18 protein-coding genes and 1 riboswitch are annotated in these 25,034 nt (G+C 35.6%); of the genes, 9 read left to right on the top strand and 9 right to left on the bottom strand.

Annotated features, from left to right (window positions below):
• Positions 1-19: 19 nt before the first annotated feature.
• From AB1284_RS24585 to AB1284_RS24575, 3 genes are read right to left on the bottom strand one after another with little or no spacing between them, the layout of a single operon-like run.
• Positions 20-3,010: a type I restriction endonuclease subunit R gene (locus tag AB1284_RS24585; RefSeq protein ID WP_429752655.1), complete on the bottom strand. Its 2,991-nt coding sequence runs from the start codon at positions 3,008-3,010 to the stop codon at positions 20-22.
• A 12-nt stretch (positions 3,011-3,022) separates the two neighbouring features.
• Positions 3,023-4,342: a restriction endonuclease subunit S gene (locus AB1284_RS24580; RefSeq protein ID WP_429752656.1), complete on the bottom strand. Its 1,320-nt coding sequence runs from the start codon at positions 4,340-4,342 to the stop codon at positions 3,023-3,025.
• Positions 4,339-6,348: a type I restriction-modification system subunit M gene (locus AB1284_RS24575; protein ID WP_429752657.1), complete on the bottom strand. Its 2,010-nt coding sequence runs from the start codon at positions 6,346-6,348 to the stop codon at positions 4,339-4,341. Before AB1284_RS24575 ends, AB1284_RS24580 begins: the two co-directional genes overlap by 4 nt.
• A gap of 414 nt (positions 6,349-6,762) precedes the next feature.
• On the opposite strand from AB1284_RS24575, the gene AB1284_RS24570 reads away from it, so the two are divergent.
• The 3 genes from AB1284_RS24570 to AB1284_RS24560 are packed head-to-tail and all read left to right on the top strand — an operon-like array spanning position 6,763 to position 8,439.
• Positions 6,763-7,533, top strand: coding sequence for a rolling circle replication-associated protein (locus tag AB1284_RS24570; RefSeq protein ID WP_429752658.1), 771 nt, complete (start codon positions 6,763-6,765; stop codon positions 7,531-7,533).
• Positions 7,517-7,708 carry a helix-turn-helix domain-containing protein gene (locus AB1284_RS24565; protein ID WP_429752659.1) on the top strand — a complete coding sequence of 64 codons (192 nt, stop codon included), beginning with the start codon at positions 7,517-7,519 and terminating at the stop codon, positions 7,706-7,708. Before AB1284_RS24570 ends, AB1284_RS24565 begins: the two co-directional genes overlap by 17 nt.
• Entirely contained in the window at positions 7,705-8,439 is a 735-nt protein-coding gene (locus AB1284_RS24560; protein ID WP_429752660.1) for a hypothetical protein, read from the top strand. Before AB1284_RS24565 ends, AB1284_RS24560 begins: the two co-directional genes overlap by 4 nt.
• 514 nt (positions 8,440-8,953) lie before the next feature.
• Here the strand turns inward: AB1284_RS24560 and AB1284_RS24555 are convergent.
• Positions 8,954-10,654 carry an AAA family ATPase gene (locus AB1284_RS24555; protein WP_429752661.1) on the bottom strand — a complete coding sequence of 567 codons (1,701 nt, stop codon included), beginning with the start codon at positions 10,652-10,654 and terminating at the stop codon, positions 8,954-8,956.
• Between the two features lie 65 nt (positions 10,655-10,719).
• Positions 10,720-11,067, bottom strand: a complete 348-nt coding sequence (locus tag AB1284_RS24550; protein WP_429752662.1) for a hypothetical protein — start codon at positions 11,065-11,067, stop codon at positions 10,720-10,722.
• A 989-nt stretch (positions 11,068-12,056) separates the two neighbouring features.
• On the opposite strand from AB1284_RS24550, the gene AB1284_RS24545 reads away from it, so the two are divergent.
• The gene (locus tag AB1284_RS24545; protein WP_429752663.1) at positions 12,057-12,215 is read left to right on the top strand and encodes a hypothetical protein; all 159 of its coding nucleotides are present in this window, start codon (positions 12,057-12,059) and stop codon (positions 12,213-12,215) included.
• Positions 12,212-13,756: a recombinase family protein gene (locus AB1284_RS24540; RefSeq protein ID WP_429752664.1), complete on the top strand. Its 1,545-nt coding sequence runs from the start codon at positions 12,212-12,214 to the stop codon at positions 13,754-13,756. Before AB1284_RS24545 ends, AB1284_RS24540 begins: the two co-directional genes overlap by 4 nt.
• On the opposite strand, the gene rlmD is transcribed toward AB1284_RS24540, so the two are convergent.
• Positions 13,684-15,066, bottom strand: a complete 1,383-nt coding sequence (gene rlmD / locus AB1284_RS24535) for a 23S rRNA (uracil(1939)-C(5))-methyltransferase RlmD (protein WP_429752665.1) — start codon at positions 15,064-15,066, stop codon at positions 13,684-13,686. The genes AB1284_RS24540 and rlmD overlap by 73 nt on opposite strands.
• A 121-nt stretch (positions 15,067-15,187) precedes the next feature.
• A riboswitch (purine riboswitch) is annotated at positions 15,188-15,289 on the top strand.
• Positions 15,290-15,464: 175 nt separating this feature from the next.
• Between rlmD and AB1284_RS24530 the strand changes: the two genes are divergently transcribed.
• The 4 genes from AB1284_RS24530 to AB1284_RS24515 all read left to right on the top strand — a co-directional run bounded on the left by AB1284_RS24530 (position 15,465) and on the right by AB1284_RS24515 (position 20,454).
• A complete protein-coding gene (locus AB1284_RS24530) occupies positions 15,465-16,661 on the top strand; it encodes a NupC/NupG family nucleoside CNT transporter (protein WP_429752666.1) in 1,197 nt (398 codons plus the stop codon).
• Between the two features lie 190 nt (positions 16,662-16,851).
• On the top strand, positions 16,852-17,970 hold the full coding sequence (locus AB1284_RS24525) for a polysaccharide deacetylase family protein (RefSeq protein WP_429752667.1): 1,119 nt from the start codon (positions 16,852-16,854) through the stop codon (positions 17,968-17,970).
• 68 nt (positions 17,971-18,038) lie between these two features.
• A complete protein-coding gene (locus AB1284_RS24520) occupies positions 18,039-19,130 on the top strand; it encodes a polysaccharide deacetylase family protein (RefSeq protein WP_429752668.1) in 1,092 nt (363 codons plus the stop codon).
• 94 nt (positions 19,131-19,224) lie between these two features.
• Entirely contained in the window at positions 19,225-20,454 is a 1,230-nt protein-coding gene (locus AB1284_RS24515; protein ID WP_429752669.1) for an aminopeptidase, read from the top strand.
• A gap of 50 nt (positions 20,455-20,504) precedes the next feature.
• On the opposite strand, the gene AB1284_RS24510 is transcribed toward AB1284_RS24515, so the two are convergent.
• The 3 genes from AB1284_RS24510 to gabT form a co-directional block, all read right to left on the bottom strand.
• Positions 20,505-21,914: an NAD-dependent succinate-semialdehyde dehydrogenase gene (locus tag AB1284_RS24510; RefSeq protein WP_429754386.1), complete on the bottom strand. Its 1,410-nt coding sequence runs from the start codon at positions 21,912-21,914 to the stop codon at positions 20,505-20,507.
• Between the two features lie 110 nt (positions 21,915-22,024).
• Entirely contained in the window at positions 22,025-23,407 is a 1,383-nt protein-coding gene (locus AB1284_RS24505; RefSeq protein ID WP_429752670.1) for a sigma-54 interaction domain-containing protein, read from the bottom strand.
• Between the two features lie 150 nt (positions 23,408-23,557).
• Positions 23,558-24,919, bottom strand: a complete 1,362-nt coding sequence (gene gabT, locus AB1284_RS24500; RefSeq protein WP_429752671.1) for a 4-aminobutyrate--2-oxoglutarate transaminase — start codon at positions 24,917-24,919, stop codon at positions 23,558-23,560.
• Positions 24,920-25,034: the final 115 nt, after the last annotated feature.

The raw sequence follows: 25,034 nt of genomic DNA, 5'->3' as shown, positions 1-25,034 counted from the left end.
ACTTCCCTCCCTTAATAATCTATCTATTGACTTCCGCATAAACCTCATCCATCATGTCTTCCATAATGAAATGACGGAAGTCCTCATTCTCCAGTATTTTCATAAAAAACTTTTCATTCGTACTCATGCGTTCAATAACAAAGTCCATGAATGATTTTTCGAATGCGAATTTGAAGTTATCTCTCGTATTGTTTTTTGCTTTATTGGTGATGTCTTCACTACGCATCATATCTTCTTTTACTTGATCACGTGATAGCATATCAACATCTGTAAACTCTGTACCAAAGCGTTCATTTAACTTATCAATAATAGATGATAAGCGAACCTTTTCATCCTCTCTAGGACCACCTGCTCCATAGGAAGTTGGTTTTAGCTCTTGGCCACCAGTCACTTCAAGTTCAATGCTACCCTCAAAAATCTTTTGATTACGATAATATTGCAGTGCTACATCATCTGCTATATAAATCTCTTTATCTTTTCCATCACGTGGAAGTTTACGTAAAAGATAGTTTAAATAAATATACAACTTGTGTAGGTCTACATCAATAAACGTTGCAATTTGAAGAATGAAAGCATATGTACGAACAAACTTCGTCGCAGAAGCTTTAAATGCTTCTTGTTCTTCTTTTTCTAGATTATTTTTATAACGCTCGACACCTTTATCAATTAAAGCGTTCAGTGCTGTTTGATCCTTAACCGATTTTTTGAAACCACCTTTCATTTCAAGTTCAACTACAGATTGAATTTCTTCTTCTGTAAACACTTGATACGGCTCTATTTCTTGTTGTAAGCCATATAAAATATTGGGGTCCGTTACAGACTCTAATCCAGTCGTTTCATAATACTGCTGGAACGATGCTTTGATATCTTCTGCGTCATTCACAAAATCCAGGACAAATGTATCCTCTTTACCAGGACAAGTACGATTTAGACGTGATAAAGTTTGAACTGCTTTAATTCCACTTAAAGGCTTATCTACATACATTGTATGTAGTAACGGCTCATCAAATCCTGTTTGATACTTCTCCGCTACTAATAACACCTTGTATTCATCAGAATTAAATTTGTCTGGTAGCTCTCTCTCGCTGAATCCGTTCATATCAGGCTCTGTATATGGAATTTCACCATCTTTAACAGTACCGGAAAAAGCGACAACCGTTTTCAAATCATTGTATCCCATTTTCTCAATATATTTATCAAAAGCAATCTTATAACGTACTGCGTGTAAACGACTTGCAGTTACGACCATTGCTTTTGCTCGCCCACCAATTTTATGGCGGGTAAAATTAAGATAGTGCTCAACAATAATTTCTGTCTTTTGAGCAATATTGTGAGGATGGAGCGAAACGTATTGCCCTAACTTTTTCGTCGCTTGTTTTTTTGATACTTTTGGATCGTCACCGATTTGCTTGGCAATTTTATAAAATGTTTTATACGTTGTGTAATTGCGTAAAACATCTAAAATAAATCCTTCTTCAATCGCTTGTCGCATCGTATATTCATGGAAAGCACGTGGCTTCCCAACGGTTCTCATTGTTCCAAACTTCTCAAGCGTTTTGGGTTTCGGAGTCGCTGTAAATGCGAAAAACGAAATATTATCTTGCTTACCGCTCTTCATAATCGTTTCCACAATTTGCTCTTCGAGGTTCTCCATATTCTCTTCAGCAATACGATCCTCTTCATATGCATCTTCTAACGTCTTATCTGAAAGAATATTTGTCAATGCTGTGGAAGCTTTTCCGCCTTGAGAAGAATGTGCTTCATCAATAATAACCGCATACTTTTTACGTTCAAAATCAGACACTTTCTCCATGATGAATGGGAACTTTTGAAGTGTCGTAATAATAATACGTGTTCCATCTGTCAACGCACTTGCCAGTTGGTTTGAATTCTTATTAATACGCTCCACCATCCCGGCTTTATGTTCAAACTGATACACAGCATCTTGCAGTTGCTTATCTAGTACTCGGCGGTCCGTAATAACTATTACACTACTAAATACAGCATTACTTTCTTCATCATGTAACTTCGCTAAACGATGAGCTAACCAAGAGATCGAATTTGTTTTCCCACTGCCAGCACTGTGCTGAATTAAGTAATTGTGACCGACTTGTTTCTCTTGTACATCCGCCTCTAACTTACGAACAACGTCAAGCTGATGGAAACGAGGGAAAATAAGCATTTTACGTTCCCCAATTGTTTCACCATTTGAGTCTAAAATATCATCGCTCTTTACAAAAGCAAAACGGAATAAAATATCTAATAAACTATCAGGTTCTAAAATTTCATCCCATAAATAATGTGTTCGATAGTTGCCATAAACAGCAGAATTTCCTTTCCCTCCATTGTTTCCTTTATTGAATGGTAAAAAGTATGTTTTCTCTCGTTTCAATGCTGTTGTCATAAATACTTCATCTGGATCCACAGCAAAATAAACAATCACACGTTCATTTAACTTAAATAATTGCTCATTCGGGTCACGGTCATTCCGAAGTTGCTTTATCGCATCTTCCACTGTTTGTCCTGTAAATGGATTTTTCAGTTCCATAACAATAAGTGGTAAACCGTTTAAAAATAGAACCATATCTAAACTATTATTATGCTTATCACTGTAATATACTTGGCGACTCACAGTGAAAATATTTTTACTATAAAGGTCATTCATCAACTGGTTCATTTTCGTCGCAGGCTTATTATAAGCAAGGCGAACTGTGATACCACGGTCTTTAATACCGTGACGCAAACAGTACACAAGCCCTTGCTGCCTTAATTGATTACAAATGCGTTCAATCATCTTCTGCTTATAATCCGCACCATAAGACTTCTTTAAACTGTTCAGAGATTTCTCCTGCGTTGCTTCTAAAAACTCGAACAGCTTCTCCACATCAATTGCATACTTTTTAAATAAAGTTGATGCTTCCCCTTCAAGTACACGCTTCGTATAGCCATTCTTTATTAAAGCCAATTCAATATTTGTTTCAAACCCTTTTTCTGTTGCATCAATTGCCATCTCCTCACCCCTCTATTCCTCTACTTCAAAATCACGCACATCAATTTTTCCTGTCACCACTTCGTAAATTAAGGATTGGCGATATTCTTTTAGTTTTTGAATTTGGCTTTTTATTAAATAAATGCTTTTATCAATTGCATCAGTTTTAAAGTCCAAATACTTTGCAATCTCTTCTTGTTCTTCAGTAGGTGGAAGAATTACTATAAAATTTCTTAATAACCCTTGTCCTAATGAAGCTCTAGTCACAATATTCATCTCTTTCACAAAATATCTACGCCCTAAACTACTTCTGAAATAGTATTTAGAATATGAAGGTATAATCTTATCCGATGTTGGCCTAAATCTAATTAAGAACCCTGCAAAGGTTGCATTTGCTAGTGTTTTCAAACATGTTGAAGCGAATCCAATTTCATCAATTGTTTCAGAAGTTCTTGTAAAGAATACGTCACCTTTTTCAACAGAATATAATTGTCGTTCCTCCTCGCTTGAATTCACTAATCCATCTACAGAATTAGGCAAGACACCATTTCTATAAACGTCTCCATAGCTTACAAATGGATATCCCGAACCAAATGCATCTGAGGATTTACTAATGCCATTCTGTAGCCTTCCAAGATATCCTATTTTTTTCAAATCCCAATGCTCAGGTATTTCACCAATCCACTCCACACCCGAATCTTTCATTTTCACATTTGGATCTAATCCTTTTGTTACGGCTTCTGTAATCATTGATTGGTGTTTTTCCTCAAGAAGTTGGATAAGCCTTTCTTTAGACGATATCAATTCGTCGATAGCACTCGTTTTCAAATCCAAATAAGAAACAATTTTATTTATATCATCCGACATAGTGATTGATATATTTTCAAGAACTCCTAAGGATACAAAAGACTGTACGCCACCTCTATTCAACAAATTAATTTGTTTTTGAACGATCTCACTAGATAACAAATACTTTAAATACTTAGCTTTAATCAAATCGCCATTTGTTTTAAATAATGCAACATTCTTTATAGAAAATTTTTCATCTATATCAATAATAGCTGGATTGCCTATTGTACCAATCATAGGCATAATTACATCGTATTTTTCTACATTAGATCTTCTATTAATAGCTAGATAATCTTCCTCCGAGATATGCTTTGCATTCTCCAAAGACACAACTCCATTATCAATATCTTTAGAAGTCACCAAAGGATAAGTGTTTTCTGTAGCATCTACATATGCTGGTGTATCATGTGTACCATCCTTTACTTCACAAAAGTATTTTAATTTTAGAAATTGATAATCTAGTGATAATTTGATTAAATCTAAGACTGGATTATAATTACTCATTCCATCACCTTTTTCAACTTCTCTAAAATGCTTGCCTCAAGCTCCTTAATTTCTTCCATAATCTCAGCTGAACTACGAAGTGCTGTATATTTATAGAATTGGCGTGTAAACGGGATTTCATAGCCGACTTTTGTTTTCGATTCATCAATCCATGCATCAGGTACATGCGGTGTTACTTCACGTTCAAAATATTCGTAGATGTCTTCTTTTAAAGGTACATTTTCTGTATCACGTAAGTCTGCATCTGGCTCAACGTCTATTTTATTTTTCATACAAATGTCCGCTGTTTCGTCTTTCTCAGAAAGACCCGCTAAAATCGCTTTTAACACTGGTGCACCAATGGCTACATCTTCCTTTTTAAAGGCATCTTTTAATAATTTTGTGAATTCTTCACGATTTTTATATAGTTGCTCGCTTCCTAAACTACGTAACACTTCCATGATTTTTTCTTGTAGAACCTTTCCTGCTTCTATTTCAGCAAGTCCGTTGTCACCTCTTTTCTTAGACGTTGCAAGGTTTTGGAATGCTTTTTGCTCTGCAACCCGCTGAATTCGTTCTTCAGAAATAAGGAAGTTGAAACGTAATGGACGTTCTACAGTGATTTTGTGATAGCCAAAGTCTTCATTATCAAAGATTTTTACATGCTCTCCTTCTTTAAACTCACCATATAAACGAACAATTTCATCAATTTGAGCTTCTGTGATTTCATTACGCTTGCTGCCCATACTTTTCTTCATCTTTTTCGAGAAATCGACTGCATTAATTAACTGTACTTTTCCTCTACGAATCGCTGACTTGTTGTTAGTTAAAATCCAAATGTATGTTGAGATGCCCGTATTGTAAAATAAATCGTTTGGAAGTGCTACAATACCTTCTACAAGGTCATTTTCTAATATATAACGACGAATTTCACTTTCACCTGAACCTGCATCACCTGTAAACAATGGTGAACCATTCATGATAATTGCCAAACGTGATCCTTGAGAGTTCTCAACTGTTACTGGCTTCATTTTTGAAATTAAATGTGATAAGAATAGTAGCTGTCCATCACTTGTACGGGGTGTACCAGGACCGAATCGACCTTCAAAACCTTTTTCTTCATGTTCTCCCTTAACTGTCTTTTCAACAGTTTTCCAGTCAACGCCATACGGTGGGTTGGAAATTAAATAATCGAATTTTTCATTTTTGAATTGATCGTTTGACAATGTGTTGCCGAATCGAATATTTTTTGCTTCTGCACCTTTAATTAAAATATCTGCTTTACAAATTGCATATGATTCTTCGTTAATTTCTTGACCAAAAAACTCAAGCTCAGCTGTTGGATTCAACTCTTTTAAAAACTCCTGTGCAACAGAACCCATCCCGCCCGTACCAGCAGCGCAATCGTATAGTGTTTGAGTTAAACCTTGTTTCGTTAAAATATCATCATCTTGCATAAATAGTAAGTTAACCATTAAGCGAACAACTTCACGGGGTGTGTAGTGATCCCCCGCTTCTGCGTGTTCAGAGAATCGACGAATCAACTCCTCAAAAATGTAACCCATTTCTATGTTCGAAACGACTTCTGGATGTAAGTCTAGTTCGCTAAAACGTTTAATTGTTAAATATAGTAAATCGTTACGGTCCATTTTTTCAATTTGCTTATCAAACTCAAAGTACTCTAAAATCTCACGAGCTGTCTTTGAAAAACCATTTATATAATCACGTAAGTTATCTGCAATATTATCCGCATCCGTTAATAATTTTGAGAAGTTGTATTTACTTATGTTATAGAAGTTTTGCTTTGCTTCACGATTTAAAATATGCTCACGTGCATCTTCACTTAAATGTTTGAACTGCTCAAACTTTACAAGTACTTCCTCTTTTGTATTCTCTAAAACGCAATCAAAGCGTCGTAAAACCGCTAAAGGTAAAACAACTTTTCCGTAATCTTCTGGTTTATATGGTCCACGTAAAATTTCAGCAATTGACCAAATAAAACTTACTTTATCCTGGAAGTTAATCATGTTTGTATCTCCTTTAATGAAATCTTATATATAAAGAATACTGTAAACACCCCTATTTAGAAAGTACCCTCTCCTAAGTACGAATCTTTAAAGGATAACAAGAAAAAATACTCCTCTTTTGCGGTTCAACAGAAGCTTTTTCCTAATTTAGAAGAAATTCAAAGGAATCCGGAGCATTTATACGATTCGAGAAATAACTCATGGACATATACGATTACATCTATGTAATCTGTTTGCCACCCTCGCTGATTGACGTGGGGTTTTTAAAAGTTTTTTTATAAAATTAGAGTACAAATGTGATTCCGGGACACACAACCAAATTTTTAGATATTCACAGTCAATTAATTCTTTAACTTGATAAATAGTGATTAATTTGACCCAAATTAACAATACAGAAATAAAAGGAGCACAAACATGAAACAGCCTATAAAAGCTACCATTAGCAATAAATACATTGAAGTCACTCAGCAATCCTACTCACCATGTGTAAGTAGAACTTCATTAGGTGGACGTAAATCCTTATCGCATCAAAGCAGTAAGAATTATGAAACTAACTTAAAGATCAGCACTAATCGTGCACGTAAAAAAATTCGTAGATTACTAGAATGTAATTTTCCTAACCAATATGCATTCCTTACACTTACCTTTGCCTCATCTAAAGGAATAGATGTTACAGACATTGATGGGTGCTACGAGAAGTTTATTTACTTCAAAAAGCGGCTTTCTCGTTATTTAGATAAAAAGAACCTGCCTAAATTTAAATACTTAGGAGTAACAGAGTTCCAAGATAAGAATCGCCAAGGAGCAATTCATTATCATATTATCTGTAACCTAACAGACATTCCTTCAGAAAAACTACAAGAGCTTTGGCAATACGGCTGGGTATATAAAAAAACGACTACATCTGATGCTACCGAAAATAAAAAGATTTCTAACTACCTAAAAAAAGGCATCGTCGACAATAGGCTCAACGGCAGAAAAAGATACTTTCATTCCCACGGTCTAAAACAGCCCATTATCGTAGAGATTAAAAGTTCCGAAGAGTTTTATAGCAAACTAGACAAATGCCAGCCAACTTTAATAACTGGCGGCACTTATCAGTCTCCTTTTTCCGGAGAGACCAAATATGAAAATTACTATGTAGAAAATGCAGAGGAGCTAATCAAATATGTACAAGAACTTTAAAGATTATCCAGACGTGCTAAATGTATCAGATATCCAAGGATTACTTGGCATTGGCAGAAAACAAGCTTATGAATTGGTACATTCAGGAGAATTTCATGTAATAAATATCGGAAAACGCATTAAAGTATCAAAAAATGTTCTAATTAGTTGGATGGAAGGAGACAATCAAGAATGAAAACACAAACAAAATTAGTTAATTGCGGTTCTAAGGTATTTGTTTACGATTTTAACCGTAAAGAAATCAAGAAATTAGGCTTTGAAAGGAATGTTATTAGAGGTAGTATTGTCGCTCTAGAGAGACTGCTCTTAACCAACTTCATGGATGATAGTCTACTCACAAGCTTCTGTCTAAGCATTCCATTAAATGAATACAAATACGTACAGAATAGATTGAATGCCTTTATAAAGAGCCTTAAAAGAGCAACTGGGCATAAACAGATAAAATATTTAGCTATAGCAAAGCCGTCATCCCATCATAATGAAGACACTGTATATATTCACCTTATTACAAGTATTGAGATTACTGATTTGACGATAAATTTAAACGAAGATATAACTGAAGAGAAGCAAGAAGAATATTTCGCAAGCATCTGGGGAAACAAATTATATATCTATGTATATTCCCCAGATGAACTAATTAAAACCTTTACTGTTGCTTATAAAAAATCATTAATGAGTAATGCTCTTAGAGCATATCCTAAAAGTTTTTATAGCAACCTCCAGCAACCTTCTGTGCTTTGGAATGAAGATGCTGAAACTTTTATTAAACATCATAAACTACTTGAAATGCCTTTCCACCACTCTACTGAGATTTATGAGGATATCGGTGGATTCGTAACTATAAATGAATACTCCATGATCAACTACGTTTCTCACTCAGAAGAAATGGATATGATATTCTTCTAAAAATCAAGCAAGATTACCCCAAGTTTAAAACAAGGAACTCAGTATTAGAGCCCCTTGTTTTAATTATTTTATAAATAATTAGCCATTAGGTAGAACAACCTTAGTTAACTCGATATGCAAATTAATATACATTATGATGTTCTATTACAAACCAAATTGCACCTATTCACAAGTGTGTAGAGATAATAAATTTGTTTAAAAATTGCTTTACTACTTTCATAAAACTATATTTCACGAACAATAAAGTTGTTTAAAAATGTAGTGTAGTTTTTAGAGGATAACAAAGATCTGTTCTCCATAGAAAAATCCCCAACTTTAGGACAAAAAAGTAGGGGATTTTTGGCTTTTAATAGACTTAGGAAAAAGTCTTCCTCGTTAATTCACTTAATTTTTCTGATACATCAGCCTCAGAAAAAAATCAGATACTCCATTGTAGTAGACCATAAATAAATTCATAAATATATCGTTTTTGACTATCTTTTACATAACCCATTTAAAATAATAAATATTCTTCTTAATTTAGCTCTTTGTCGTTTATTTCTTCAATTATTGATATTATCTCGGTTTCTATTTTACTTAAATACACTCTTTGTTGAGACTCCTCTAACTCGTTACATATATATTCACATAAGGCAACCTTCTCAAGACTTTGAGTTACAGTACTTCCTCCGTAATTATCATGTTTTGTAACTGTTCTATAAAACCTATCCTTTGGAAAATCAGGAGGCAGTGTTAATAAGTTTTCAACTCCTATTTTGAAAAGTTCATTTTCTTCATTTTTAGGTGACTTTCGGATATATAAATTTACTGAATCAAAATCTGCATTTTTAGTGTTAGTGTCCGAGTCATATAAAAGTAAAAATTTATTATTAGAGATATTATTGTTTGACAATAAATATTCTTTCGTATGATTTAAAGCTGTATCTCCTGTGAATTTATCACCAACAGCTTCTTTTCTTCCTACCCACTGGACTATAACAGGTAGATTTTTTTTCTCGAAAACTTCCAATGCTTTGTTAATATATTTTTCGTCTGTAGGCCCTTCAACTAATACTATTAATTTATCTCTGTCATAATCCAACTGAATATCAAAAGCTTGAGTTACCGCTTGTTCTGGGGTCCAGCCAAAAAAGGTCGGTTCGGTTTGTACAGAAACTCCAGTTTCACTTTTTCCTAATACAATAATTTTATCTTTTTCTTGCTTTTTATTATGAATTACAAAAGGAGAATGAGTCGCTACAATAAGTTGTGAGGTCTGTACTTTATCCTCATTTAAAAAGAGTGTTTTATAAAAATCTAATATATTTAATTGCCAATTAGGGTGTAAGCTTATTTCAGGCTCATCGATAAGAACAACTGCGCCTTGAGTCGAAAATTTATCTTTAAGAAGAAAGCCTCCACGAAATACTATTTGCTTTTCACCTGAACTTAGATTATTTAATGATATCTCTTTTCCATATTCCTCAAATAAAACTTTCTTTCCCTCTGGTGTATTTAATATTCTCTTAAATCTTTTGTTAGGAAACATGTAATGAAAAGCATTTTTAAACCTACTCATTCGTTTGTCCCTAATACCCTCTGAGACTACTTTATCCTGATTATGTCCAGCCCACTCCGAAAATTCACTGCTATCTATTGCTTCAATATCAATTAATAATTGAGTAATTTCAGTTGCTAAATTCGAGGAAGATTTAATATTTAATTGTGTTGCAACATCAACATCTAAAGAAGAAGTAGTTCTAATTTCGCTTGGAGTATAGTTAACCTCGACATCTGAGAAAACACTTTTAAAGATGTTTTTTACTCCTGGTTCATTAAAGAAATAACCCTCAAAATCTATTGGAGTTCCGCCTTCTCGAGAAATATTCGGTTTTATAGCATTCCAATTATTTATTATAGAATGGTCTATAGTAACAGTGAGTTCATTTGTAACACTGTATCCTTGCATTCTTTGTTTGATTTGCTCAGAAGTATAGAGCATATCCATTTCATCTTCATTCAATTCAAAGACGAATGTTTGCTTTTCATTGGATACTTTTGACGGGATTAGTAAATTTAAAAAATCATAAATAATATTTAATAATGTTGATTTTCCTGTACCATTTTCTCCAGCTAGCAAAATAGTGTTAAATGGCACACCATTTGTATCACAAAAATTTACAGTAAAATCCCCTAATATTGGATTATTTTCTAAGTTAATAGATTTAATTTTCATGTTAATCCCCCTGTGATAATCGTTTAAAGCTTTGTAAATTCTTTAATACTTGATTTATATAAATTTTAGCGATGCATTCCGTATACACATGCTGTTGGTCTGTTAGGTTGATCAATCTCGTCATCGAATAATACTTCCTGTTTTTTCGAAACGTTCTCTCCTTTACTATGTTTAAGGGCAAATAAAAACTCAGCAATTCCAGTACTGTCTGAGCTAAACTTCAGTGTCTTAGTATGTTTCCAAGCGATGCCTTTATGGTCTAGAAAGGCATCAAACTTGATACATGAAGTCACATGAAAACGAACCCCAATGTCCATTCCCACATAGAACTGATAAAACTTTCGTGAGTTAATATCTTCACGGATTTCACTTTCATTTCCATAACTAAACGGAGTAGTGGTTTCTTTCATCATTTCTCCTCAGATAAAGCAGTATGACAAATCTGACTATCCAAGTTTCTGTTAGAGCTTTATACCCAATGTAGTATGTCAAGATTATATCACCAGATATTAAATCTCTAATTGAGCAAAAGAGTCTAATCTAGTAGCTCCAAAAAATGCTAGAGTTTCAACTGCTTAATTATTATATAAATTTAATCAGCCTTATATACAGTCTAACAAATATAAAATACGACAAGCTATTAGATATTCCTCCTGAAAAATAAAACAGCCTGTCGAAGAAACAGGCTTAAACGAATATATGTTTATTATGTGCAGTGCCATTATGTATGGAGTGCCCCACATCTATATAAGAGGTCTAGGAAATTAGCCCCAATCTAGTTAAGGTCGGAATCACCAAAAGGCCACTGCACATATTTATTTTACATGATTTTATCCAACAAAAAACAATGTCCTAATGCTAGAGTTCCTCTAAAAGAGATCTCACGTTGGATACAAGGGTACATTGATAACTCCATTATAAAGTAATTATTTCAATTGTAAAAGACTTATACGTTAGCATGTAGTCTATTAGAATAATCGATATAAAAGTTAAAGCATTACAGAAACAACTTTATTATTTGTGTACAACAAGAACTTATTTATAAGCAAAGGGGTGGGGCACCGAACTCCACTAGCCGAAGGCCCACTAAAACCTACTACCTCTCCAAAATTTTTTTATATTTTTTTGCTATATAAGCAAAATTTCAAGCTATCACTCATAAAATCAAGCATTTGCAAGAATTACCCTGATTCCTTCTAAATCTTTCGCCTTTCCCAATGCCCACCATTTCAGACCATGCGTCCTGCCACGCTGCCGACTTAGACGGAAACTCTTTATAAAAGATATAATTATTACTAGAAATCAGCTGAAATCACTAGAAATCATTGAAAATCACATATTATAAATAATTTCTAGAATTATTTAGGTCTAGACCTCTTTATAAATTAGGGAGGATATTCATATGAAAGTTGAGCGCATTTTTAACGAAGACACTAATGTTACAATCCGCGATATTATACAGTCGCTTATAAACGAAAAGATTGACACTCTTATTAGTAACTATTACCATCAAAACAAGGTGAACACTGCTGCATCTTCAGAAAAGGAGAATGCGGTATGAAATGTGCTGTTTATATACGGGTTTCAACAGATAAAGAAGAACAAAAGACTTCACTAGTGACACAAAAGCAATTATTTATGAAGTATGTGAGCGATAAAGGCTGGGACGTTTATGAATTCTATGAAGATGTAGAAAGTGGAACAACTTCTAAACGGCCAGAATTACAGCGTTTAATAGGAGATGCTAAAGCAAAAAAGTTTGATGTGATTCTAGCAAAAGAACTTTCTCGGTTAGCCCGAAATGGCGAACTCTCCTACCAAATTAAAAATATTGCGGAGCAGAATAGGGTTCATATCATCACTTTAGATAATGCGATAAATACATTGGAAGGTAACAGCCATATGTTCGGTCTGTATGCATGGGTCTACGAACAAGAAGCGCAGAATACGAGCAATCGGGTAAAAGACTATCGCAGAACTGCAGCACAAAATGGAATCTTTAAAGGCTCTATTCCTCCTCTAGGATATGAAATGAATGAAGGAAAACTTTATGTCCGAAAAGATATGACCCCTGACATTGTAAGAAGAATTTTTCGGGACTACCTATCTGGTAAAGGCTTCGATTACATCGCACGGGACTTATATGTAGAAAAGATTCCCACACCTTCACAAATCGCAGGAAAAAAGAATGCCAGTCATACCTGGAGAGGCTCAACAGTGCGGCGGATACTAGAAAATCCACATTATACAGGAGATCTGGTTCAAGGACGTTCCACAACTAAAAGTGTAACAAGTAAGATTCGAGACTATTCTGATCCAGAAAAATATATCATCGTTCCAGATACACATGAAGCAATTATTTCTAAAAAAGACTTTGAAACTGTTCAACAATTAATAGCAAGTCGTAGAAAAAAGCGCCCATATCAAGAGAAACATCTTTTTACAAATACAGCTTTTTGTGCGGATTGCGGAAGCGGAATGCACTACAGAAAAAATTCTAAAGGATATATGTGCGGAAGCTATGTTAAATATGGTTTAAAAAAGTGTAATGATCATCTCATAAGAGAAGCGGATTTATGTCTAGCTATTTTAAGTGATATTCGCTCAATGGTATCCACTCTGAACAATGACTTCATAATCTCAGAGCTAGAATTAAAACTAAAAAAACAAAAACAGCAAGATGAAAAGTGCATCAAAGCTTTCGATATGGATATAGAAAAGTTAAAAAAGCGAAAGAAAAGAGCTCTGGATGCTTATTATGACGGTGAAACATCTAAAGAAGAGTATGGCGATTATGTGGATTCAATTAATCAAGAAATGCACGAGTTACTATTACGTAAACAGCAGTTCGAATCTTCTCTTCAACAACAAGATGATACTTTGGCATTCACGGAATTAAGAAGCAGTCTAGAAGAGTTCATAAATTTAAAAAATCTTACCCCTGATATTCTTCATCGTATCATTGAAAGAATTGAAATAAAGGCAGATGGAAGTCCGAGAATCTTCTACAGATTCTCGAACCCATCTGCTTACTCTTTGATTCTTTCTATCGACACACAGCACTCCACGTGCGTAGTATGCGGGAACATATCCACAGGTTGAACTTCCTGCGTCTTATACCCGCCCTCTTCAAGAACCTTCAAATCACGAGCAAGTGTTGCTGGGTTACATGATACGTATACAACACGCTTTGGCTTCATGTCGATGATTGTATTTAGTAGTGCTTCATCACAGCCTTTACGTGGTGGATCGACTACGATTGTGTCAGCGATGATGCCTTGTTTGTACCAGTTTGGAATGACTACTTCTGCTTCACCTACGCCAAATTCAACGTTTGTCATGTTGTTTAGTTCTGCGTTTCGGTTTGCGTCTTCGATTGCTTCTGGTACGATTTCAACGCCGTATACTTTTTTCGCTTTTTGCGCTAGAAATAAGGAAATTGTTCCGATGCCACAATATGCGTCGATAACAGTTTCGTTTCCATCTAATTTTGCGTACTCCAGCGCTTTGTCGTACAATACTTTCGTTTGCGTTGGGTTTACTTGATAGAATGAACGTGCTGAAATGGCAAATTTAATATCGCCGATGAAATCATAAATATATTCTGATCCGTATAGAACTGTCGTTGTGTCGCCGAAAATGACGTTCGTGCGTTTGTTGTTTACGTTTTGGACGATCGATTTTACGTTTGGGAACTCCGCTGTAATTTCTTCAATGATTGCATTTTTGTTTGGAAGTTCTGCCGTACGTGTAATAAAGACAAGCATGATTTCGCCTGTTACTTGTCCGTAGCGAGCCATTACGTGACGAAGTGTCCCTTTATGACGTTCTTCGTTGTATGCCGTAATGCCGTGCTTCTCACAAATGCGTTTTACTTCTTGAATTAATGTATCGTTTTCTTCTGCTTGAATTAAGCATGTTTCCATATTAATGATGTCATGCGTCCCTTGGCGGTAGAAACCAGCGACAAGTCCGCCTTCACGTTCTCCAATTGGCACTTGTGCTTTGTTTCGATATACCCATGGATTTTCCATGCCAAGCACAGGGTGAACAGGCACATCATGCAGTCCACCGATGCGCTGCATTACGTCACGCACTTGTTTTTCTTTTGCTTGCAGTTGTCCTTCATATGTTAAGTGCTGAAGCTGACAACCGCCGCACTGGTTATATACTGGGCACTCTGCCTCTTTGCGATATGGACTTTCTTTATGAAGCTTCATTAAACGCCCAAAAGCAAAGTTCTTTTTCACTTTAATGATTTTTATTTGTGCTGCTTCACCCGGTAATCCGTTTTTCACGAAAATAGGATAGCCATCTACTTTCGCAACTCCGGCACCATCATGTGTTAAATCTTCAAACACTACATCTATAAACTCGTTTTTTTCAACTGGTGGCGTCATTTTATTACTCATTTTCCGACCTCTCTTTTTTCATAACACTGCGTTACATTTTACCATATTCCCTCGCTCTTTAGCCATTGGAAGAAAAAATCTATTGACGATAATTCTTTATTAATGTTACGCTACTACTAATTGCATACGGATGGTGTTACCTCATATATACTTGATGATATGGATCGAGAGTCTCTACCCGGCAACCGGAAATTGCTGGACTATGGGGAAAACTAATGAATATTAGCTTTTTTATGTATATAAAGACTCATATTGATTAGCTTTCTCGCATAGAAGGAAGTCGATCTGTATGGGTCTTTTTTTTATTCCTATTTTAAAGGTCAGACATCATACGTATGACTTGAAACCTTTGAGGTTTACTCTTCTATTTATTTAAACATCTGAAAGGAGAAAATTTTGTGCACTATGTAATGAGTATCATCGGCATTCTTGCCGTATTAGGAATTTGTTTTGCTTTATCTAACAACAGAGCAAAAGTTAATTTCCGCGCTATTATTATTATGCTTGTTTTCCAAATTTTAATTGGTTGGTTTGTATTTGGTACAAAAACTGGTCAGCAAATTATTGTTTGGATCGGTAAAGTCTTCAATAAATTGATTAAACTTGGTACTACGGGTGTAGACTTTTTATTTAACGGAATTCACAAAGATTTTGTCTTTTTCTTCAATGTATTATTAATTATCGTCTTTTTCTCAGCACTACTATCCATTTTTAGTTATCTTGGTGTTTTACCTTTCATTGTTCGTGTTGTTGGCGGTGCAATTTCGAAAATTACAGGTTTGCCGCGTGTGGAATCGTTCCACGCTGTAAACTCTGTCTTCTTTGGATCAAGTGAAGCGTTACTCGTTATTAAAAATGACCTGCAGCATTTTAATGCGAATCGTATGTTTATCATTTGCTGTTCAGCAATGAGCTCTGTATCCGCTTCTGTCACAGCATCTTATGTGATGATGTTAGATACAAAATACGTATTAGTGGCCCTGCCGCTGAACTTATTCTCTAGTCTCATTGTTTGTTCACTATTAACACCAGTTGATACGGCGCAAGAAGATGAAAAACTGCAAAAGTTCGATAAAAATCTTTTTGGCAACAGCTTAATCGACGCGCTGATTAACGGTGCATTAGACGGTTTAAAAGTAGCCGGAATTGTTGCAGCATTAATGATTGCATTTATTGGTGTAATGGAAGTTGTAAACTTCTTAATTTCTTACGCATCAGGCGCACTTGGTCATAAAATTACACTACAACAAATTTTCGGTTACATTCTTTCACCGTTTGCATTCTTAATGGGAATTCCAGCACACGATGTGATTTCTGCCGGCGGTATTATGGGGACAAAAATTGCATTAAACGAATTCGTTGCTATTCTAGATTTAAAGAAAATCATAACTACATTATCTCCGCGCACAGTTGGGATTGTTACAGTCTTCTTAATCAGCTTTGCAAGCATTAGTCAAATCGGTGCAATTGTCGGTACAATTCGTGCCCTATCTGAAAAACAAGGGCGCATTGTATCACGCTTTGGATGGAAGCTCCTTTTTGCTTCGACACTAGCTTCTATTTTATCTGCAACAATCGCAGGATTATTCATTTAACTATACAAGGAACTCCCTAATTTAAAATAGGGAGTTTCTTTTTGTTTTCTTCACACAAATTTTACATGTTGCTCATAAGCTAAGAAAATACAGTATTTTTGTCGTAATTAACCAAAAAAGGATATTTCCCTCTATATTTGAGAGTGATATGATTAACAAGGGTATAATACACAATAGAAGGATGGATATAATGAAGAAATATGTACTAATTGCTTTACTTTCTTCTACCATTCTCACAGGTTGCAACACTAGTGTAACTGGTGATAAACAGAAAAAAAATGCAACTGCCGAGAAAAAAGTAGAACCGAAAAAAGTTGAAGCAAAAACAGTAACTGTTCCCTTAACGCAAGGAAACATAACATGGGAGTCCTTTGCACCTGATGCAAAAAATACTGTGCTCTATGTGACTAATTTACGAGATGCGTTTAAACAAGTACAATATCATGTTTGGCGCACTGCTGATGGCCCTGAAAGCAAACAAACCTTTTCATCTCAAGAAAAAGAACGTAACTTTTCTTTGCCATTCCACTTAAAAGCCTTCAATTTGAAACGCGGGGAATATCAAATTGAAACAACAGGAGTAAAAGAAGACGGCACACAAGTACCTCTTGCTAAATCCACAATTACCTTTCAACAATCTGTACCATTTCTAATGTATCATGCAATTGAAAAATATTCAGGACCAGGTGATGGTGAGTTAGGTTTATATGTGCCCCCAGAGCAATTCGAAACACATATGAAATATTTAAAAGATAATGGGTATACAATGCTGACGTTTGAACGTTGGGGCGATATTAACCGCGTCAATAAGCCTGTCTTTGTAACATTTGATGACGGGCGAAAAAATAATATGAATGCCCTTCATATTTTACAAAATTTAAAAGATGACAAATTTCAACCAGCAGCGACAGAGTTTCTTGTTTCGAATACAATCGATACGCCAAACCGTCTATCAACAGATGATATTAAACAAATGCTAAACTCTGGTATCTTCTCTATACAATCGCACACAGCCAATCATACTATGCTGGCTTATGCAAGTAATTACGATGAAGAATTACATGGATCAAAAGAAAAAATCGAAAGTATTACGGGTAAAAAAGTAATTGCTCTTGCTTATCCTGTAGGCTCTTATAATGATCAAACAATTGCAGAAACGAAAAAATATTATGAGTTCGCAGTGACAACGAATCATGGAAATTATATTACAAAAGGTGAACCAAACGAACAATATTTAATTAAACGACATTTTGTCGGACCTAAAACATCAATGGCAGAGTTTGCATCATTGGTAAGGGAACGCAACTAACTATTTAAAAACTGTTGCATTGAAAAAAACGCTCTTTTTATACATTTTGATTAAAGGATGCTTACACGATGAAAAAATATATTTCAACTATATTATTGTCTACGCTGTTCATCTCTGGTTGTAGTCATGCACCTCAACAAGATCCAAAGAAAGAAGTTCAAGCTGCTGAACAGCAAACAAAAAAGAAAACAAAAGAGAAAGTGCAGCCACAAGGAACTATTTCTTGGAATCCAATTACATACGAATCAAAAAATACAGTTTTATATACGAAAGATGTAACAACTCCAATTACAGAAGTACAATATAAAATTTGGCGCACTGCTGACGGAAAAGAGAGTGCAAAAACATTTTCTTCTAAAGAAAAAGAGAACTCTTTTTCTTTACCGTTTGATCTAAAAGAATTTGAAGAAAAACGCGGTGAGTATCAAATTGAAGCAAATGGTGTAAAAGAAGATGGAAAAACCATTCCACTCACAAAATCGGCAATTGTATTCCAGCAATACGCTCCAGTTCTAATGTATCATGCGATTGATGATTATAAAGAAGGCTATGGCCTGAAAGATCTGTTTGTATCCCCTGCCAACTTTGAAGCGCAAATGCAATATTTAAAAGACAATGGCTACACATTGTTAACCTTTGAACGCTGGGGCGACATTAACAAAGTCAACAAACCGATTTTTGTTACATTTGATGATGGTATGAAAAATAATTTGAATGCCTTTCATATTTTACAAAAGCTGAAAGATGATAAGTTCAAGCCAACCGCGACAGAATATGCAATTGTCAATTCCATCGATACAGACGGCTCACTATCTACAGCAGATATAAAAGAAATGATAGATTCCGGCATTTTCTCTGTTCAGTCTCATACAGAAACACATGCGGATTTGCCGAAAATTACAAACTATGAGGAAGAGCTAAAAGGTTCAAAGGAAAAACTCGAAAAGATTACTGGAAAACCTGTTATCGCTATCGCTTATCCATTTGGCCATGTAAATGACCGCGTTGTTGCTGAAACAAAAAAATATTACCAATTTGCAACAACAACAAAACCCGGTCAATTTATTGAAAAAGGTGAGCCAGATGAATTGTTACGTATAAAACGCGTCCGCATTCATAACTCAACAACAGTGGAACAGTTTGCGCTGGCAATTAAATAAGAAATAGAACCCGATTCCAATCGGGTTCTATTTATATTTTCAGAATTTTCCTGTATTATGTACATAAGAACTATTTACGCAAAGGAGAATATATATGTCATTTGAACAAACGTTAGAAAAATATGCTGCGTTAGCTGTAAATGTCGGAGTAAATATTCAACCAGGACAAACATTAAATATTGGCGCGCCAATTGAAGCTGCTCCATTTGTTCGTCTTGTTACAAAGAAAGCTTATGAATCAGGTGCAAAGCATGTGTATGTCGATTGGGTTGATGAAAATTTAACACGCTTAAAATTCGACTTAGCACCAGAAGAAGCATTTTCTGAATTTCCTGCATGGAAAGCGCGTGCACGTGAAGAACTAGCAAAAGAAGGAGCAGCATTTTTATCCATTTATGCGGAAAACCCTGATTTATTAAAAGGTGTAGACCCAAAGCGCATTGCTAGCGCAAATAAAGCAGCTGGAGAAGCAATGAAAGCAGTTCGCGAATATATGATGGCTGATAAAGTAAGCTGGTGCGTTATTTCTGTTCCAACAACAGAATGGGCAGCAAAAGTGTTCCCTGATGTACCGGAAGAAGAACAAGTAGCAAAATTATGGGATGCAATTTTCCAAGCAACTCGTGCTAATTTAGAAAATCCTGTTCAAGCTTGGAACGAGCATAATGGTAACTTACATACGAAAGTAGACTATTTAAACGACAAACACTATAAAGCGCTGTACTATAAAGGACCAGGAACAGATTTAACAATCGAACTTCCTGAAAAGCATTTATGGGTAGGTGCTGGCAGCATTAACGAAAAAAATGTACCATTCATGGCAAACATTCCAACAGAAGAAGTATTTACAATGCCATTAAAAACAGGCGTAAACGGCTATGTAACAAGTAAAAAACCATTAGTTTATGCAGGAAATGTTATTGATAACTTTACGCTTACATTTGAAAACGGCCGCATCGTAGACTTCAAAGCTGAAGCTGGCGAAGAAACATTAAAACATTTAATCGAAACAGATGAAGGTTCTCACTTCTTAGGAGAAGTTGCATTAGTACCTCACGACTCACCTATTTCGAATACAAATATTTTATTCTACAATACGCTATTTGACGAAAATGCATCTTGTCATTTAGCAATTGGTAATGCCTATGCATTTAACTTAGACGGCGGTAAAACAATGTCTAAAGAAGAATTTACAGAAAACGGTGCAAACTCTAGTATTACACACGTAGACTTTATGATCGGTTCTGCGGAACTTGATATTGATGGTATTACAGCAGATGGTACACATGAACCAATCTTCCGTAAAGGAAACTGGGCATTCTAATAAGCGTACTAAAAAAATCGCATCAACGGTTTCGTTGATGCGATTCTCTTTTATAATCCTAATGAAATATATTTAATTTCTAAATACTCTTCAATTCCAAAGTGACCGCCTTCACGGCCAATACCACTTTCTTTAAATCCGCCAAATGGAGCTTGTGCAACAGATGGAAGACCATCATTTAAGCCAATAATTCCGTATTCCAATGCTTCGCTAATTTGGAATGCTTGGCTAATATTTGTTGTAAAGATATATGCCGCTAAGCCATATGGCGTGTTATTTGCACGCTCAATTACTTCTTCAGCCGTTTTAAATTTCGCAACAGGTGCCAGTGGTCCAAATGTTTCTTCTGTCATACATAACATATCATCATTTGCTTCGCCGATTACAGTTGGTTGAACAAAATGGCCGTTTAATTCTGTGATCTTTTGTCCGCCATTAAGTACCTTTCCACCCTTTTGAATCGCATCTTCTATATGTTCTTGCACTTTTTCAACAGCTGACTCATCAATAAGCGGTCCGACAGTCGTACCTGCAGCAAAACCGTCACCTACTTTTAGTTCTCCTACAGCTGTTTGGAACTTCTCTACGAATTTTTCATACACATCTTCTTGAACAAAAACTCGATTCGTACAAATGCACGTTTGACCAGCATTACGGAATTTTGAGCCGATTACTGCTTCTACAGCCTTATCTAAATCTGCATCATTCATTACAATAAACGGTGCATGACCACCTAATTCTAATGAAACTTTTTTCACTGTTTCAGCTGCACCGCGCATCAATTCTTTTCCAATTTCCGTTGATCCAGTAAAGGATACTTTTCTCACACGTCCATCATTCATCCATGTATCAGCAATAGCTTTCGCACTTCCTGTTACGATATTTAAGACACCTTTTGGAATTTCTGCTTCATGTGCAAGCTCAGCTAGTTTTAATGCTGTTAATGGCGTTTGGCTCGCCGGCTTCACGACCGCCGTACATCCCGCTGCTAATGCTGGCCCCACTTTTCTTGTAATCATAGCTGCTGGAAAGTTCCATGGCGTAATTGCTGCAATTACCCCAACAGGCTGTTTCGATACAAGGATGCGCTTATTAGGATGAGAAGCAGGAATCATTTGACCATATACACGCTTCCCTTCTTCTGCATACCATTCTAAAAAGCTATTCGCATAGTTTACTTCACCAAGCGCTTCTGCGAATGGTTTTCCTTGTTCCTTTGTCATAATAGCTGCAATTTCTTCTTTATGATCATCAATTAATGTGAACCACTTTTTCAATTTGTTCGCACGCTCAGCTGCCGTTAGCTTTGACCAAGTCTTAAATGCTTCATGTGCAGCATCTACCGCTTGCTTTGCTTCCGTTACTCCTCCTTTTGGAACAGTAGCAAATACTTCTTGTGTAGCCGGATTGTTAATTTCAATTTGTTCATGTAAATGAACGAATTCCCCATTAATATACATCGCTTTCTTATCTAAATTGATAGCCATTGTTTTTTTATCCAACCTTTTCATCCTCCTTTATATTTACTGTACCAATCACGAAAGAAACATCCAAATGCAATGGTACTTTTTTAAATCCCTTCTTCTCCCTCAATGAGAAGTTCTTCTCCAATAAACTTTTTAATTTTTCTAGTTGCTGCGGACTGACTAATTTTTAAAGTCTCTGCTACTTTGTAGCTTGATTGATGTGCTTTATACGCTTTTAAAATAATATTGCGCTCTACTTCCTCTAACATTTCATACAAACTTTTTCCGGATTGTTCAATTGTAGAATTTTGCATAGATAATGGTAATTCTTCCATTGTAACGAGCTCATCCGTAGTAATAACAACACGTTCCATTACATTTTCTATTTCTCGGTTATTTCCTTCCCAAGGATATTCTAAAAATGCTTGTAATACATGCGGAGATAGCTTCACATTACGCCCATACTTCTCATTAAAATGCTGCAGATAATAATAGACTAGTGGTAAAATATCTTCTTGTCTCTCACGTAAAGGAGGAATATAAATCGGAATCACATTCAGGCGGTAATATAAATCCTTTCGAAACGTCCCCTGTTTCACCATTTCTTTCAAATTTCTATTCGTTGCAGCCACAATGCGCACATCTACTTTTTTTAATTCTCTGCCTCCTACTGGGCGAAATGTTTTTTCCTGTAATACTTGTAACAGCTTTGCTTGAATTTCAAGAGGCATTTCTCCAATTTCATCTAAAAAGAGCGTTCCTTTATGAGCCAGTTCTAAAATCCCTTTTTTCCCTTCGCGATGTGCACCTGTAAAAGAACCACTGGCATATCCAAACAGTTCAGATTCAATTAAATTTGTTGGCAAGGCTGCGCAATTGATTTCATAAAACATTTCATTTTTACGATGGCTAAGTTCATGTAAATGGCGTACTAATCTACTTTTTCCAACTCCTGTTTCTCCTAAAACAAGAACCGTGCTATCTACTACAGATACTTTTTTGATCGTTTCAACTATCCTCTGCATAGCTGCACTTTTAAAAATAAGCCCTTCATGCTCATATGTTTCTCGTAATTCTTTTTTATACGTTTTTAATTGATCCGTCATTGTCTCTACCTTTTTTCGCAATTGATAGAGTTCTGTTAAATCGCGCGAGTAGCTAATGACCCTTCTTAAATTACCGTGATCATCGAAAACCGGACGTGTTCGAACATGTAAATATTCCCCTGACTTTGTTGTCTGCACTAATTCAATCGGCTTCCCTTTTTCGATGACTTCAAGTGTTGCAGACGGATAAAAAATCCCATCCTTTTGTAACTCTTTTACACTCTTACCAATCAAATTTTCCGCTGGTAACTGGTAATGCCTTTCGCACATGCTGTTGACACGAACTACAATACCTTTCTCATCTGTTACAAAAATCTCATCAAATGCATGTTCAAATACATCTTTTAAATCCATAAATACTCGTTCCTTTTCCGCCACCATTCCAGTCACTCCCTGAAGTTTAAATAGATATTCAGATACGTCCAATTTATATATAATACTTTGTCATTATTATATAACAGGGAGCGCTGGAACAGCCGCAAACAAGTTTTTAAAATGAATATTTTACAGGGATTTCAATACACTTCTGACTTATACGTGTGCTTTATCTACTTTTCCATAACAAGATTGAAGTGATTCTTCAAGAATCATAAGCCCTTCTTCAAGTTGCTCATCTGTAATAACAAGCGGCATTAAAACGCGAACGACATTTCCATATGCCCCTGCCGTTAATAGCAATAAACCTCTCTTATTTGCTTCTGCAGTAAGACTTGCAGCTAACGCTTTATCTGGCTCTTTCGTTACTTTATCTTTTACTAATTCAAAGGCACACATTGCTCCTAATCCGCGAACATCACCAATGCATTCATATTTTTCAGCCATTTGATGGAAACGATCCATTACTACTTTTCCAATACGCATAGCACGTTCATTTAAATTTTCCTTCTCCATTACTTCAAGAACAGCTAATGCAGCACTGCATCCTAATGGACTTCCAGCATACGTTCCGCCTAATTCACCAGGTGCAGCCTCATTCATTACTTCTTTTCGGCCAATTACACCACTGATTGGTACACCTGCTCCTAGTGATTTAGACACAGTAATTAAATCTGGTACTACATCATAATGGTCAATAGCAAAATATTTACCCGTACGGCCAAATCCTGTTTGAATTTCATCAGCAACAAACAAAATGCCGTGTTCAGCACATAAACGATGTACTTCTTTCACAAACTTTTTACCAGGAACGATAAAGCCGCCTTCTCCTTGTACAGGCTCCATCACAACAGCTGCAATACTTTCCGGCGCAACCTCTGTAATTAAAAAGTTTTTAAACTCTTCAATGATAAAATCTTCATATTGTTCTTCTGTTAATCCAGCTGGACGGCGATATTCGTAAGGGAATGGAGCTTTATAAACCTCTGGTGCAAACGGACCAAATCCATCCTTATACGGCTTTACTTTACTTGTCATTGTCATCGTCATTAATGTACGGCCGTGAAACCCTTTTGAAAATGCAATAATCCCTGTTCGCTTCGTATACTTACGAGCAATTTTCACTGCATTTTCAACAGCTTCAGCTCCACTGTTTAAAAACAATACCTGTTTATCAAAAGCACCTGGTGCTAACGCAGCTAGTTTTTCTGCTAATTCAATATACGACTCATACATCATTACGTTAAAACCGGTATGGATATATTGATCGATTTGCTTATGAAGAGCCTCTGTAACAGTCGGGTGACAATGTCCGACGTTGATTGTACCGATTGCTCCAGCAAAGTCGATAAATTGATTTCCATCCACATCTGTAACAAGCGCCCCATGAGCCGATTGTACAAATGTTTGAATTCCATTACTTACTCCTCTTGGTACGATATTTTGGCGGCGTTCAAATAATGAAGCTGCTTTTGAACCCGGAATAGTTTGATTAACTTTAGCAAAATTTGTTTTCATTGTATATTCCACCTCTTTTAATGATTTGCTTTTTATAATGCAAAATGTATGCCAACTTTAAAACACACTGTACTCCTATATTTCTATAGATTTTGACATAAAAAAATAAGTCTAC

This window comes from Bacillus sp. S2(2024), from assembly GCF_050474045.1.
GTDB classification, from domain to species: Bacteria; Bacillota; Bacilli; order Bacillales; family Bacillaceae_G; genus Bacillus_A; species Bacillus_A yunxiaonensis.
The sequence above is the reverse complement of the archived record's forward strand: the minus strand, read 5'-3'. Positions and strand labels throughout refer to the sequence as shown.

Bases quoted from the DNA above. Each gene is read 5' to 3' on its own strand.
- AB1284_RS24540 (WP_429752664.1), top strand. From the start codon at position 12,212: ATGAAATGTGCTGTTTATATACGGGTTTCAACAGATAAAGAAGAACAA.
- AB1284_RS24520 (WP_429752668.1), top strand. From the start codon at position 18,039: ATGAAAAAATATATTTCAACTATATTATTGTCTACGCTGTTCATCTCT.
- AB1284_RS24510 (WP_429754386.1), bottom strand. From the start codon at position 21,914: ATGTATATTAATGGGGAATTCGTTCATTTACATGAACAAATTGAAATT.
- AB1284_RS24570 (WP_429752658.1), top strand. From the start codon at position 6,763: ATGAAACAGCCTATAAAAGCTACCATTAGCAATAAATACATTGAAGTC.
- AB1284_RS24515 (WP_429752669.1), top strand. From the start codon at position 19,225: ATGTCATTTGAACAAACGTTAGAAAAATATGCTGCGTTAGCTGTAAAT.
- AB1284_RS24565 (WP_429752659.1), top strand. From the start codon at position 7,517: ATGTACAAGAACTTTAAAGATTATCCAGACGTGCTAAATGTATCAGAT.
- rlmD (WP_429752665.1), bottom strand. From the start codon at position 15,066: ATGAGTAATAAAATGACGCCACCAGTTGAAAAAAACGAGTTTATAGAT.
- AB1284_RS24505 (WP_429752670.1), bottom strand. From the start codon at position 23,407: ATGGTGGCGGAAAAGGAACGAGTATTTATGGATTTAAAAGATGTATTT.
- AB1284_RS24585 (WP_429752655.1), bottom strand. From the start codon at position 3,010: ATGGCAATTGATGCAACAGAAAAAGGGTTTGAAACAAATATTGAATTG.
- AB1284_RS24525 (WP_429752667.1), top strand. From the start codon at position 16,852: ATGAAGAAATATGTACTAATTGCTTTACTTTCTTCTACCATTCTCACA.
- gabT (WP_429752671.1), bottom strand. From the start codon at position 24,919: ATGAAAACAAATTTTGCTAAAGTTAATCAAACTATTCCGGGTTCAAAA.
- AB1284_RS24580 (WP_429752656.1), bottom strand. From the start codon at position 4,342: ATGAGTAATTATAATCCAGTCTTAGATTTAATCAAATTATCACTAGAT.
- AB1284_RS24545 (WP_429752663.1), top strand. From the start codon at position 12,057: ATGAAAGTTGAGCGCATTTTTAACGAAGACACTAATGTTACAATCCGC.
- AB1284_RS24560 (WP_429752660.1), top strand. From the start codon at position 7,705: ATGAAAACACAAACAAAATTAGTTAATTGCGGTTCTAAGGTATTTGTT.
- AB1284_RS24555 (WP_429752661.1), bottom strand. From the start codon at position 10,654: ATGAAAATTAAATCTATTAACTTAGAAAATAATCCAATATTAGGGGAT.
- AB1284_RS24575 (WP_429752657.1), bottom strand. From the start codon at position 6,348: ATGATTAACTTCCAGGATAAAGTAAGTTTTATTTGGTCAATTGCTGAA.
- AB1284_RS24550 (WP_429752662.1), bottom strand. From the start codon at position 11,067: ATGATGAAAGAAACCACTACTCCGTTTAGTTATGGAAATGAAAGTGAA.